Source organism: Streptomyces sp. CNX435, from assembly GCF_059570575.1.
The window spans coordinates 26,284-39,837 of sequence record NZ_JCANTA010000030.1; the positions used below are offsets into that span (position 1 = coordinate 26,284).

Consider the following 13,554-nt stretch of genomic DNA (forward strand, 5'->3'; position numbering starts at 1 on the left):
GTAGAGTGCAGGGGGCCGCCCGCGTCCTGGGCGGCCCGATCATCTGACACCATCGATACCAGCACACGAACGCAGCACGTCATCGTCATCAATCGTCATCACCAGTACGCAGAACCGAACCCGGGGACGGATGGGACCGCGCAGTGCGGGGCTACGACCGCAACGAGCCTGACGCCGTGATGGACGGGCTCTCGCAGTTCGAGGCCGAGATCGAGCGGCTGAAGAAGGAGCGGGAGAAGGCCGTCCAGCACGCCGAGGATCTCGGCTACCAGGTCGAGGTGCTGCGTGCCAAGCTGCACGAGGCGCGCCGCGGAATCGGCGCCCGCGGCTCCTTCGACAACGCCGGCCACCAGGCCGAGCAGTTGCTGCGCAACGCCCAGGCCCAGGCCGACCAGCTGCGCGCCGACACCGAGCGCGAGCTGCGCGAGGCCCGCGCCCAGGCGCAGCGGCTGCTGCAGGAGCACGCGGAGCGCCAGGCCCGGATGGAGGCCGACCTGCACGCCGAGGCGATCGCCCGGCGGCAGCGGCTGGACGAGGAGCTGGCCGAGCGCCGCACCACCGTCGAGACCCACGTCAACGAGAACGTCTCCTGGGCCGAGCAGCTGCGCTCCCGTACCGAGGCGCAGGCCCGCCGGCTGATGGACGAGACCAGGACCGAGGCGGACCGGCTCATCGCCGCCGCCCGGGCCGAGGCGCAGCGCCAGGCCGAGCAGGCCCGCCAGCGGGTCGGCAGCGAGTCGGAGGCCGCCCGGGCCGAGGCCGAGGACATCCTGCGGCGGGCCCGCGCCGACGCCGAGCGGCTGCTGAACGCCGCGTCCACCCAGGCCCAGGAGGCCACCACCCACGCCGAGCAGCTGCGCAGCTCCTCGGCCGGGGAGGCGGAGGAGGCCCGCCGGGAGGCCACCGACGCGCAGCGCCGGGCCGAGGAGAAGCTGGCCGAGGCGGACACCGCGCTGCGCTCCGCGCGCACCGAGGCGGACCGGCTGGTGGCGCAGGCCGAGGAGGCGGCGACCAAGAAGATCGCCGAGACCGAGGCGGGCGCCGACCAGCGGATGCGGACGACGCGCAACGAGATCGCCCGGCTGGTCGGCGAGGCCACCACGGAGGCCGAGGCGATCAAAGCGGAGGCGGAGCAGCTGCGGGCCGACGCCCGTACGCAGTCCGAGGCCCTGATCGCGGAGGCCGAGGAGGCGGCCCGTACGCGCTCCGCGGAGGACAGCGCGAACGCCATCGCCAAGGCCGCCAAGACCGCCGAGGACGTGCTCAACAAGGCGTCGAAGCAGGCCGAGGACACCACCCGCAGCGCCGGCGAGGAGGCCGACCGGATCCGCCGGGAGGCGGAGGCCGAGGCCGAGCGGCTGCGGGACGAGGCCGCGGCGGCGGCCGAGCAGCTCAAGGGCGCGGCCAAGGACGACACCGAGGAGTTCCGGGCCAAGACGGTCGAGCTGCAGGGCGAGGCCCGGCGGCTACGGGACGAGGCCGAGCAGCTGCGCACGGAGGCCACGGCCGAGGGCGAGCGGATCCGCGCGGAGGCCCGCCGGGACGCGGTCGCGCAGATCGAGGAGGCGGCGAAGTCCGCCGAGGAGCTGCTGGCGAAGGCCGGCACCGACGCCGAGGAGCTGCGCGAGGCCGCGACGGCCGAGGGCGAGCGGGTACGCGGCGAGGCCGCCGAGCGGGCCGCGACGCTGCGCGAGCGGGCCGAGGAGGCGCTGACCAAGGCCCGGGCCGAGGCCGACGAGCTGCGCGCCGAGGGCGAGGCGCAGGCCGCGAAGATCGCCGAGGCCGCGGCGGAGGCCGCGCAGAAGACGCGTACCGAGGCCGACGAGGCGGTCACGGCGCGGCGGGCCGAGGTGCAGACGGAGCTGGACCGGCTGCAGCAGGAGGCGCAGAGCCGGATCACGGCCGCCGACGAGTCCCTGGCGGAGGCCCGCGGCGAGGCGGAGCGGATCCGCCGGGAGGCCGCGGAGGAGACCGAGCGGCTGCGTGCGGAGGCCGCGGAGCGGCTGCGTACGCTCCAGCAGCAGGCCCAGTCCGAGGCGACCCGGATGCGCGAGGAGGCCGCCGCCGAGACGACGGCGACCCGCGCCGAGGCCGAGGCCGCCGCCCAGCGGCTGCATGAGGACGCCACCGGCGAGTCCGAGCGGCTGCGCCGCGAGGCGCAGGAGGCGGCCGACCGGCTCCGCTCCGAGGCGTCCGCCGCCGCCGAGCGGCTGGGCGCGGAGGCGCAGGAGGCGCTGACCGCCGCGCAGGAGGAGGCCGCGCGCCGGCGGCGCGAGGCCGAGGAGATGCTGACCGCGGCCCGCGGCGAGGCGGAGCGCGAGCGCACGCAGGCCACCCGGCAGGCGGAGGAGCTGCTGGCCTCCGCGCGAAAGCGGGTCGAGGAGGCGCAGACCGAGGCGGCCAGGGTCACGGACGAGTCGGAGCGCCGGGCGCGCGAGCTGGTGGCCGCCGCCGAGCAGACGGCCCAGCAGGTACGGGACTCCGTCAGCGATCTGCGGGCGCAGGCCGACGAGGAGATCGCGGGCCTGCGCTCGGCCGCGGAGCACGCCGCGACGACGCTGCGCCGGGAGACCAAGGAGGAGACGGACGCCGCCAAGGAGTTGGCGGAGTCGACCGTCAACGAGGCGCTAGCAGAGGCCGATCGGCTGCGTACCGAGGCTGAGCGGGTCCGGGACGAGTCCCGCAGCGATGCCGCGAAGCGCCGTACGGAGGCCGCTGAGCAGGCCGACAAGCTGGTCGAGAAGGCGCACGACGAGGCGACCCGGGCCACCGCGGCGGCCGAGGAGCAGGCCGACGTGATGGTCGCCGCCGCCCGCAAGGAATCCGATCGGCTGGTGCGCGACGCCACCGCGGAGTCCGGCGGTCTGGTGGAGAAGGCCCGCGCGGACGCCGACCGGCTGCTGGAGGAGGCCCGCCGGGACTCCGCCGCGATCCGCGGGCGCGCCGAGGAGCTGCGTACGCGCACCGAGGCCGAGACCGACGCGCTGCACGACCGCGCCCGGCGCGAGTCCGCCGAGGCCACCAGGGCGGCCGGCGAGCGGGTCGACAAGCTGGTCGCCGCCGCCCACGAGCAGCTCAACTCGGCCGAGGCGCGCGCCGAGCAGATGGTCGCCGACGCCAAGGGCGAGGCGAGCAAGGTCCGTATCGCCGCGGTCAAGAAGGCGGAGGGGCTGCTCAAGGAGGCCGAGCAGAAGCAGGCCGAGGCGTTCGACGCGGCCGAGCGGACGAAGGCCGAGGCGCGTGCCGAGGCCAAGCGGATGGTCGACGAGGGCCGCCGCGAGCTGGAGTTGATCACCCGCAGGCGGGAGGACATCAACGCGGAGATCTCCCGCGTGCAGGACGTCCTCGAAGCCCTGGAGTCCTTCGAGAGCCCCGGAGCCGTCGGGGCCAACGGCAAGGACGCCAAGGACGGCAAGAACAGCCAGGTCAGCAAGGGGAAGGACGGTGGCGGGAAGGCCCCCGCGGCCGCCGCGGCGCGGTCAGGGGGGAAGCAGCCCGGTGGCAGACCACTCGATTGAGAGACATTCTCCAGATCAAACCTGCATTGACGCTGTGACACGCCGTCAGCACCCCTAGGATTCCCCTTATCACCTCACCCGGTCTCTTTCGACAGGAACCCCATGAGCGACACTGCCAACCCCTTCGGTTTCGAGTTCGCAAGGCGCGGATACGACCGCGAGCAGGTGGACGAGCGGATCACCAAGCTCGTAGCCGACCGCGACAGTGCCCTCTCGCGCATCACCTCCCTCGAGAAGCGCATCGAGGAGCTCCACCTCGAGACGCAGAACGCACAGGCGCAGATCGCCGACTCCGAGCCGTCGTACGCCGGCCTCGGCGCCCGGGTTGAGAAGATCCTGCGGCTCGCCGAGGAAGAGGCCAAGGACCTGCGCGAGGAGGCCCGCCGCGCCGCCGACCAGCACCGCGAGCTCGCCGAGTCGTCCGCACAGCAGGTACGCAACGACGCCGAGTCGTTCGCCGCCGAGCGCAAGGCCAAGGCCGAGGACGAGGGCGCCCGGATCGTCGAGAAGGCGAAGGGCGAGGCCGCCGGTCTGCGCGCCGAGGCGCAGAAGGACGCGCAGTCCAAGCGCGAGGAGGCGGACTCCCTCTTCGAGGAGACTCGCGCCAAGGCCGCCCAGGCCGCCGCGGACTTCGAGACCAACCTCGCCAAGCGCCGCGAGCAGTCCGAGCGCGACCTCGCCTCCCGTCAGGCCAAGGCCGAGAAGCGGCTGGCGGAGATCGAGCACCGCGCCGAGCAGCTGCGCCTGGAGGCCGAGAAGCTGCGTACCGACGCCGAGCGCCGCGCCCGCCAGACGGTGGAGACCGCGCAGCGCCAGTCCGAGGACATCGTGGCGGACGCGAGCGCGAAGGCCGAGCGGGTCCGCAGCGAGTCCGAGCGCGAGCTGGCGGCGCTCACCAACCGCCGCGACAGCATCAACGCCCAGCTGACCAACGTCCGCGAGATGCTGGCCACGCTGACCGGCGCGCAGGTCGCCGCGCAGGCGGGCGGGACCGACGAGGTCGAGGACAAGCCGGGCGTGCCCGCCCAGCAGTCCCGCTGACACCGGCGCGGCCGGGCGGGTGACGCCCACCCGGCCGCGTACCCGGTCGCACGGCTGATTTCCGGCGCCCTCCGCCCCGTCGCGGAGGGCGCCGATCCGCTTGTGTCGATTATCCACAAGGGATGCGCGCGAGACCGTCCCCGCCTAGGGTTGGCGCATGATCGAACTGGAGGGGCTCACCAAGCGGTACGGCGACAAGCTCGCCGTGGACCACCTGACCTTCCAGGTGCGGCCGGGCATGATCACCGGGTTCCTGGGGCCGAACGGCGCCGGCAAGTCGACGACGATGCGCATGATGCTCGACCTCGACAATCCCACGGCGGGCTCGGTGCGCATCGACGGCAAGCACTACCGCGATCTGCAGGAGCCGCTCAAGTACATCGGCGCCCTGCTGGACGCGAAGAACATGCACGGCGGCCGCAGTGCGTACAACAACCTGCTGTGCCTGGCGCAGAGCAACCGCATCCCGGACTCCCGGGTGAGCGAGGTGCTGGAGACCGTCGGTCTGACGGCGGTCGCGAAGAAGAAGTCCAAGGGCTTCTCGCTCGGCATGGGCCAGCGCCTCGGCATCGCGTACGCGCTGCTCGGCGACCCCGAGATCCTGATGTTCGACGAGCCGGTCAACGGGCTGGACCCCGAGGGCATCCACTGGATTCGCAACCTGATGAAGAGCCTCGCCGCACAGGGCCGCACGGTCTTCGTCTCCAGCCACCTGATGAGCGAGATGGCGCTGACCGCCGACCACCTCGTCGTCATCGGCCAGGGCCGGCTGCTCGCCGACACCTCCATGGCCGGTTTCATCCGGGAGAACTCACGGTCGTACGTGCGCGTGCGCACCCCGCAGCCCGAGCAGTTCAAGGACGCCGCCAGCGCCGCCGGCCTGCCCGTCAGCCTGCGCGAGGACGGCACGTTCGAGGTCGAGGGCGCCGACATGGCCGAGCCGGTCGGCGAGCTGGCCGCGCAGCACCGGGTGACGCTGCACGAGCTGAGTCCGCAACAGGCCTCCCTGGAGGAGGCGTTCATGCAGATGACCGCCCAGGCGGTCGAGTACCATGCGCACGATCTGAACGACCCGAACGCCGCCGCCGCGGTGGCGGCCGGGGCCGCGGCCCCGGCGCCGCCGGGTGCGCCGGGTGCGCCGCCCGTGCCGGGCGCACCGCCCGCGCCGGGTCAGGGTCCGCAGTGGGGCAAGGGAGACTGACGGCCATGGCAGCACCCTCGGCAGTGCTCAAGTCGGAGTGGACCAAGGTCCGTTCGGTCAGCTCCACGATGTGGACGCTGGCCGCCGCGCTGGTCCTCACCGCCGCGGTGGGCGCGCTCCTGTCCGGCGTCATGAACGCCACGTTCGACGACCTCTCGGCCGCCGAGCGGGCCACCTTCGACCCGACCCTGGTGAGCTTCTTCGGCATGATGCTCGGCCAGCTCGCGATGGTCGTCTTCGGCGTCCTCGTGGTCAGCACGGAGTACAGCTCCGGCATGATCAAGACCTCGCTGGCCGCGGTGCCGCAGCGCGCCACCTTCTACGTCTCGAAGATCGCCGTCGCCACGCTGCTCGCCCTGGTCATCGGGCTGCTGACCAGCTTCATCACGTTCTTCCTCGGGCAGGCCCTGCTCGGCGACCACAGCGCCTCGATCAGCGACGACAACGTCCTGCGGGCCGTCATCGGCGCCGGGCTCTACATGACCGTGATCGCGATGTTCTCCATGGGCATCGCCGCCATGCTGCGCAGCACCGTGCTCTCGCTCGGCCTGCTGATGGCGTTCTTCTTCCTCATCTCCTCGATCCTGGCCGGCGTCCCGGCCACGAGGGACGTCGCAAGGTACCTGCCGGACCAGGCGGGCTCGGCGGTCATGCAGGTGGTGCCGGGTGCGCTGGACACCGACAAGCTGCCGTACGGGCCGTGGGGCGGCTTCGGCATCATGTGCGCCTGGACGGCGGCGGCGCTGATCGGCGGGTACGTCGTGCTGAAGAGGCGCGACGCCTGACGGTCCGCGCGGCCGTATCGGCCGTCCGCCCGGCGGGAACCGGAAGCGTCCCGATAGCCTCTTAGCCTGAAGGGGGGCGGGACGGACCTTCGTGCCCCCGTGTCCGACGCAGGGGGCCACATGATCGAAGCACAGGGTCTGACGAAGACCTACGGCGCGAAGACCGCCGTGTACAACCTCTCCTTTACCGTGCAGCCCGGCCTCATCACCGGCTTCGTCGGCCCCAACGGGGCCGGCAAGTCGACGACGATGCGGATGATCCTCGGGCTGGACGAGCCGAGCGGCGGCAGCGTGACCGTCGGCGGCCATCCGTACCGCAAGCTGCCCAACGCCCCCCGCCAGGTCGGCGCCCTGCTGGACGCCAAGGCCGTGCACGGCGGCCGCAGCGCCCGCAACCACCTGCGCTGCGTCGCCCAGCTCTCCGGCATCCCGGAGCGCCGCGTGGACGAGGTCCTCGACGTCGTCGGCCTGCGCGAGGTCGCGGGCCGCCGTTCCAAGGGCTTCTCGCTCGGCATGGGCCAGCGCCTGGGCATCGCCGGCGCGCTCCTCGGCGACCCGCAGATCCTGCTCTTCGACGAGCCGGTCAACGGCCTCGACCCCGAGGGCATCCTGTGGATCCGCAACCTGATGAAGAAGCTGGCCAGCGAGGGCCGCACCATCTTCGTCTCCAGCCACCTGATGAGCGAGATGGCGCTGACCGCCGACCACCTCATCGTCATCGGCCGCGGGCAGCTCATGGCCGACATGAGCGTGCGGGACTTCATCAACACCCACTCGGCGAGCTTCGCCCGGGTCCGCGTCCCCGACGGGGAGCAGGGGCAGCGGGAGAAGCTGTCGGCCGCCCTCACCGAGCGGGGCGGGCACGTACAGCCGGAGGACGACGGGGCGCTGCGCGTGACCGGGATGCCGCTGCCGCGCATCAGCGACCTGGCGCACGACGCGGGGATCCGGCTGTGGGAGCTGTCGCCGCACGAGGCGTCGCTGGAGGAGGCGTACATGCGGATGACGCAGGGCGCGGTGGACTTCCGCTCCACGGTCGACCAGCGCACGGGCCTGCAGCAGCACGCCGGGCCGATCCCCCCGCAGGGGTACGCGGCCCCCGCCCCCGGCTACGCGCCGCCGCCGGGTGCGCCGGGCATGCCGCCGCCCGGCCCCGGCATGCCGCCGCCGGCGGTGCAGCCGGGCTACGCCCCGCCCCCGCCCCAGGGATACGCCCCGCCGCCCGCCCCGGCCGACGCCGCTCACGCCCAGCGCGAAGGTGAGACCCCCCGATGAGCTACCCGCCGCAGCCCTCCGCCCCCGCGCCCGGCGCACGCGTTCCCGGCGCACCCCCGCTCCCGGGCGCCGCGCCCGGCCACGCCCCCGCACCCGCCTCCTTCCCCGGCGCCGCGCCGCCCGCCGGCGCACCTGCGGGCGGCGGCTATGCCTCACCGATACCGGTCGTCAGAACGCACCTGGGCCACGCCTTCGCCTCCGAGTGGACCAAGATCCGCTCGGTGCGCTCCACCATGTGGACGCTGGGCATCATGGTCGTGCTCGTCGTCGGCGTCGGCTTCCTCATCGCGCTGGCGATGAGTACCGACGACTGGATCGGCGCCCCGCTGCTCTCCGGCGGCCTCTTCGGCCTGATGCTCGGCCAGATCTGCATCGTCACGCTCGGCGTGCTGGTGATCACCTCCGAGTACGGCACCGGCATGATCCGTACCACGCTGACCGCCTCGCCGCAGCGCTGGCGGGTGCTGGCGGCCAAGGCCGTGGTGTTCTTCGTGCTCGCCTTCGTCCTGACCACCGCGGCCTGCGCGATCACGGCGGTGGTCCACTCGGCGGTCCTCGGCGGCCAGACCGTGCCGGAGTACGAGCGCGGCGACGACATGTTCAAGGACTCGGTCTCCGACAGCGGCGAGCTGATCGCCACCGGCGGCCAGTGGTTCGACGCCACCGTGGGCGCGGCTCTCTACGTGTCGCTCCTCGGCCTGCTCGCGCTGGCGGTGGGCGCGATCCTGCGGCACTCCGCGGGCGCCATCACCACGATGGTCGGCTTCATCCTGCTTCCGCTGATCATCGCGCTGTTCATGCAGACCGAGAGCCTGGAGGACGTCCAGCGCAAGCTGATCGAGTACTCCCCGCTCAGCGGCCTCGCCTCGCTCTTCGGCATTCCGTTCTTCGAGGACGGGGCGGTCGGCGGCTGGGGACTGCTCAGCCTGCTGGCCGCGGTCACCGGCGGGATGCTGCTCCTGGCGTTCGCACTGCTGTCGAAGCGGGACGTTTGACGTGCTCATCGGGCTGGCGCCCCATGATTCTGGCCTTCCCTGCCGGTTGCTGTGCCGCTACACCGCACAGCAACCGGCGGCGGATCCGTGGCTTCCTGCTTCGCAGCGCTGCGCCGGAACCGAACGTCCGGACTTACCCGCGCTCCACAGGCTGTGACCGCCCGTCCGGCGGCCTTCTTGACGTTGATCGCTGAGTTGACGTCCCGGTCGTGCACGGTTGCGCAGCTGGGACATGTCCAAGTGCGGACGTGAAGTGGCTTGGGTCCGTCGATCCGGTCGCAGACGTGGCAGGTCTGGGAGGTGGGCAGGAACCGGCCGATCTTGACCAGTCGGCGCCCGTACCGGGCGGCTTTGTATTCCAGCATGTTCACGAACCGAGCCCAGCCCGCGTCGTGCACGCTCTCAGCCAGCCTGGTGCGCGCCAGTCCCTTGACCGCCAGGTTCTCCACGCCGATCGCTTGGTTCTCGCGGATCAGCCTTGTAGACAACTGGTGGTGGAACTCTTTGCGTGCGTCGGCGACGGCTGCGTGGGCGCGGGCGACCTTGATCCGGGCCTTCTCCCGGTTCTTCGATCCCTTCTCTTTGCGGGACAGAGCCCGCTGGGCCTTCTTGAGCTTCTTCTCTGCCCGGCGCAGGAACCGCGGATTATCGATCTTCTCGCCGGTGGACAGGATGGCGAAATGAGTGAGACCGAGATCGATGCCGATCCTCTGGTCGGTCTCGGGCATCACGGCGGCTTCGGCTTCGGGGTCGATGCAGACGACAAAGGAGGCGAAGTACCGCCCGGCCGCATCCTTGATCACGGTCACGCTGGAGGGCACGGCAGGCAGGGTGCGCGACCACCTTGCCTTCACCGCACCGATCTTGGGCAGCCGCAGCCGGCCTGCGTGGTCCAGAGACCAACATGCGTTGGCGGTGAACCGGATCGACTGGCGGGCGTCCTTGCGGGACTTGAGACGCGGCGAGCCCATCCTCGCGCCCCGGCGGGCGCCTTTGAGGGAGGTGAAGAAGTTCTTGTACGCGGTCTCGGCATCGCGCAGGGACTGCTGTAGCACGACCGCGGAGACCTCGCCCAACCAGGCCCGCTCCACAGTCTGCTTCGCGTCGGTGATCAGCCTCTTCGACAGCTCACCCGCTCTCGGGAAAGGCTTGCCCTCGGCCCGGACACTCTCACGGGCGCGCAGGGCGTCGTTGAACACCACGCGAGCGCACCCGAACGCCTTGGCCAGCGCCCTGCGCTGAGGGGGGTCCGGGTACAACCTGAAGGCGTACCGAAGGTGCATACGGTGATCGTATGAACACGCTCCACACCTCAGCTACGAGAACGCCTGTTCGCAATGTCACCGCCCCAGCCGAACCGGTCTGTCCCCGCCCGGAGTCGGCCTACTCGTTGACGTGAGGCGGCGGGGACCGGGGACGTACCAGGCGGCGCTCCCGGCGCCCCCGGTCCCGTTCCGGCCCTCGGCCCCGCTCAGACGCCCAACTCCTGGGCGAGCACCGCCGCCTGCACCCGGCTGCGCAGCCCCAGCTTCGCCAGCAGCCGGCTGACGTGCGTCTTCACCGTGGCCTCCGCCATGTCCAGCCGGTCCGCGACGTCCGCGTTGGACATCCCCTGCGCCAGGCAGGCCAGCACCTCCCGCTCGCGCCGCGTGAGCGAGTCCAGGACCGCCGGGTCGGGCCCGTCGGGCGACGGGGCCCGCCGGCCGCCTGCGAACTCGGCGATCAGCCGCCGGGTCACCGCCGGGGCGATCAGCCCCTCGCCGCGCGCGACCGTGCGGACGGCCTCCACCAGGGCGTCCGCCTCGGTGTTCTTCAGCAGGAAGCCGGCGGCGCCGGCGCGCAGCGCGCCGAAGACGTACTCGTCGAGGTCGAACGTCGTCAGCACCAGCACGTCCGCCAGCTTCTCCGCGCTGATCCGCCGGGTCGCCGCCACCCCGTCCAGCCGGGGCATCTGGACGTCCATCAGCACCACGTCCGGCCGCAGTTCGCGGGCCAGCCGCACGGCCTCCTCGCCGTCCGCGGCCTCGCCGACGACCTCCAGTCCTGCGGCGGAGCGCAGGATGAGGACGAGCCCGGCGCGTACGGCCTGCTGGTCCTCGGCGACGAGGATCCGGACGGGCGGGGCGGCGTCAGTCATGGGTCCTCCGTCGGGCCGCGGTGGTGGTCTCGCCGGTGGGCAGTCCGGCCCGTACGGCCCAGTGCTTGCCGCTGTGGCCTGCGATCCGCTCCCCGTCGTGCGCCTCCGGGCCCGCGGTGAACGAGCCGCCGAGCAGCGCCACCCGCTCCTCCATCCCGATCAGCCCCGCGCCCGAGCCCGGCGCGCGCGGCACGGCGTCCTCGCCCGGCCGCCCGTCGCGCAGCCGCCCGTCGCCGAGCGGGCTGGTCACCGTCACCGTCAGCGGCTCGGGCCCGGCGAGGCGCACCCGTACCTCGCCCGGCGCGGCGTGCTTGAGGGCGTTCGTCAGCGACTCCTGCACGATGCGGTACGCGGCCAGCTCCACCGGCGCCGGCAGCAGCGCGCCCGGCTCCCGCGCGTCGTCGAGGACGACGTCGAGGCCGCTCGCGGCGCCGTTGCCGCGCGCCTGCTCCACCAGCGCCGCCAGCCCCTGCAGCGTCGGCGCCACCGCCGGCCCGTCGGCCGTGCCGGCGGTCTCGGTATCGCGCAGGAGGGTGATGAGGCGGCGCATCTCCGCCAGCCCCTGCACGCTGTTCTCGCGGATGACGGACAGCGCCTCCCGCGACGCCTTCCGGTCGTCGATCGACTGGGCGGCGGTGGCGTGGATGGCGATCGCGGAGAGGTGGTTGGCCACCATGTCGTGCAGCTCGCGCGCCATCCGGGCGCGCTCGGCGCCGACGGCCTCGCGCCGGTCCAGCTCCGCGAGCAGCGCCGTCTGCTCCGCCCGCAGCCGGGCGGCGTCGGCGGCCTGGCGGTGGGTGCGTACGGCGACGCCGGTGATGGCGGGGGCGAGGGTGACGAGGCCGACGGCGACGCCGAGGAGGATCACGGCCCGGTCCTGGAAGGCGGCCAGCACGGCGAGGGGCGAGGCCACGGAGAGCGTCGCGGCGGCCCGCGGGATCCAGCGGGCGGCGGTGGCGGTGCCGTAGAGCACGGCCGCGTACACCAGGTCCGTGAACATCAGGATCGTGGCCAGCGTGCCCCAGGTGAACTGGTCGGCGACGAGGGCGGCGGTGGCGACGGCCAGCGCGGTCATCGGCCGGCTCCGGCGCAGCAGCTCCGCGCCGGCCATGACCGCGAGCGGGATCAGCGTCAGCCGCGAGTCGTCGAACGGCCGCCCGCCCTGGGTGTGCAGCCCCAGCGCCCACAGCGCCACCCCGCCGAGCAGGCCGATGACCGCGAGGAGTACGTCGTCGCGGTGCGGCCGGAGCGAGGCACGTGCGCTGGTCACCCCCCTATGAAACACGGCCGCGGGGCCCGCGGCCTCCGTATCCCGGGCCCCTTTTCGGGGGCGGGCGCTACATCGAACGATGCAGTCCGGGATCGTCGCGTACGACGACGTGGCCGCGCGCCCCGCACGGGAGCCTGGGAAGGGAGCACGGAGAAGGGAGCACATCATGATCGTCACCCTCATCATCGTCTGCGAGGTCGCCTTCTGGGTGCTGCTCGCCGCCGGGCTCTCGCTGCGGTATCTGGCGAGAAGGCCGCGGCTGGGCGCGGCGGTGCTGCTGTGCGAGCCGCTGCTGGAGGTCGTGATGCTGATCGTGACGGCGATCGACCTGAAGAACGGCGCGGAGCCGGACTGGAAGCACGGCCTGGCCGCCGTCTACATCGGCTTCTCGATCGGCCTCGGCCCCTCGACGATCCGCTGGGCCGACGCCCGCTTCGCGCACCGCTTCGCGGGCGGGCCGCCGCCGGTGAAGCCGCCGAAGTACGGGATGGCGCGGGCGCTGCACGAGTGGAAGACCGCCGCGCGCTGGATCCTGGCGAGCGGGATCGCGATCGCCCTGCTGCAGGGCGCGGTGTGGTACGTCGGCGACGACGGCAGCACGGAGTCGCTGCGGGAGTGGCAGACCCGGATGCTCTTCGTCATCGGCATCAACATCGTCATCGCCGGGAGCTACACGCTCTTCCCCAAGCAGCGGCCGGACGGGGACCGGGACGGCTCAGCGTTCTCCGCCCGGCACCCAAAGGACGTCGCCGACCGCCTTGTTGGCCGTACGCGCAAGGATGAAGAGCAGATCCGATAGCCGGTTGAGGTACGTGGCCGTCAGCGGGTTCATGGTCTCGCCGTGCACCTCCAGGGCGGCCCACGTCGACCGCTCGGCCCGGCGTACCACCGTGCAGGCCTGGTGCAGCAGGGCCGCGCCGGGCGTGCCGCCGGGGAGGATGAAGCTGCGCAGCTTGTCGAGGTCGGCGAGGAAGCGGTCGCAGTCGGCCTCCAGCCGGTCGACGTATTCCTGCTCGACGCGCAGCGGCGGGAACTCCGGGTCGGGCCGCACGGGGGTGGAGAGGTCGGCGCCGACGTCGAAGAGGTCGTTCTGGACCCGGGTGAGGACGCGGGCGACCTCCTCGGACAGTCCGCCGAGGGCGAGGGCGGTCCCGATCACGGCGTTCGCCTCGTTGGCGTCGGCGTAGGCGGAGATCCGCAGGTCGGTCTTCGCCACCCGGCTCATGTCGCCGAGGGCCGTGGTGCCCTTGTCTCCGGTGCGGGTGTAGATCCGCGTCAGGTTGACCATACGGACAGCGTATGCCGCGCCGCCACGCCCCGGCACCGCGGAAC

The 13,554-nt window shown here is 72.8% G+C and carries 11 protein-coding genes; 7 read left to right on the forward strand and 4 right to left on the reverse strand.

Features of this window, described 5'->3' with window-relative positions:
* The first annotated feature begins 143 nt into the window (after positions 1–143).
* The 6 genes from scy to T328_RS32270 all read left to right on the forward strand — a co-directional run bounded on the left by scy (position 144) and on the right by T328_RS32270 (position 8,815).
* Positions 144–3,518, forward strand: a complete 3,375-nt coding sequence (gene scy / locus T328_RS32245) for a polarized growth protein Scy (protein ID WP_496499784.1) — start codon at positions 144–146, stop codon at positions 3,516–3,518.
* A gap of 102 nt (positions 3,519–3,620) precedes the next feature.
* Positions 3,621–4,559 (forward strand): cellulose-binding protein, encoded by a 939-nt coding sequence (locus T328_RS32250; protein WP_496499785.1) that lies wholly within the window; start codon positions 3,621–3,623, stop codon positions 4,557–4,559.
* A gap of 157 nt (positions 4,560–4,716) precedes the next feature.
* The gene (locus T328_RS32255) at positions 4,717–5,760 is read left to right on the forward strand and encodes an ABC transporter ATP-binding protein (protein WP_496499786.1); all 1,044 of its coding nucleotides are present in this window, start codon (positions 4,717–4,719) and stop codon (positions 5,758–5,760) included.
* A 5-nt stretch (positions 5,761–5,765) separates the two neighbouring features.
* Positions 5,766–6,545: an ABC transporter permease gene (locus T328_RS32260; RefSeq protein ID WP_496499787.1), complete on the forward strand. Its 780-nt coding sequence runs from the start codon at positions 5,766–5,768 to the stop codon at positions 6,543–6,545.
* A 120-nt stretch (positions 6,546–6,665) separates the two neighbouring features.
* Entirely contained in the window at positions 6,666–7,820 is a 1,155-nt protein-coding gene (locus T328_RS32265; protein WP_496499788.1) for an ABC transporter ATP-binding protein, read from the forward strand.
* Positions 7,817–8,815: an ABC transporter permease gene (locus tag T328_RS32270; protein WP_496499789.1), complete on the forward strand. Its 999-nt coding sequence runs from the start codon at positions 7,817–7,819 to the stop codon at positions 8,813–8,815. The genes T328_RS32265 and T328_RS32270 overlap by 4 nt, the downstream gene beginning before the upstream one ends.
* Before the next feature lie 5 nt (positions 8,816–8,820).
* Here T328_RS32270 and T328_RS32275 read toward each other — a convergent pair whose 3' ends face one another.
* The 3 genes from T328_RS32275 to T328_RS32285 form a co-directional block, all read right to left on the reverse strand.
* A complete protein-coding gene (locus tag T328_RS32275) occupies positions 8,821–10,098 on the reverse strand; it encodes an RNA-guided endonuclease InsQ/TnpB family protein (protein WP_496499790.1) in 1,278 nt (425 codons plus the stop codon).
* A gap of 188 nt (positions 10,099–10,286) precedes the next feature.
* Positions 10,287–10,952, reverse strand: a complete 666-nt coding sequence (locus T328_RS32280) for a response regulator (protein ID WP_496499791.1) — start codon at positions 10,950–10,952, stop codon at positions 10,287–10,289.
* Positions 10,945–12,222, reverse strand: coding sequence for a sensor histidine kinase (locus T328_RS32285; protein WP_496499792.1), 1,278 nt, complete (start codon positions 12,220–12,222; stop codon positions 10,945–10,947). Before T328_RS32285 ends, T328_RS32280 begins: the two co-directional genes overlap by 8 nt.
* Before the next feature lie 166 nt (positions 12,223–12,388).
* Between T328_RS32285 and T328_RS32290 the strand changes: the two genes are divergently transcribed.
* Positions 12,389–13,021 carry a hypothetical protein gene (locus T328_RS32290; protein ID WP_496499793.1) on the forward strand — a complete coding sequence of 211 codons (633 nt, stop codon included), beginning with the start codon at positions 12,389–12,391 and terminating at the stop codon, positions 13,019–13,021.
* Here the strand turns inward: T328_RS32290 and T328_RS32295 are convergent.
* Positions 12,938–13,510, reverse strand: coding sequence for a cob(I)yrinic acid a,c-diamide adenosyltransferase (locus tag T328_RS32295; RefSeq protein ID WP_496499794.1), 573 nt, complete (start codon positions 13,508–13,510; stop codon positions 12,938–12,940). The genes T328_RS32290 and T328_RS32295 overlap by 84 nt on opposite strands.
* Positions 13,511–13,554 lie beyond the last annotated feature (44 nt).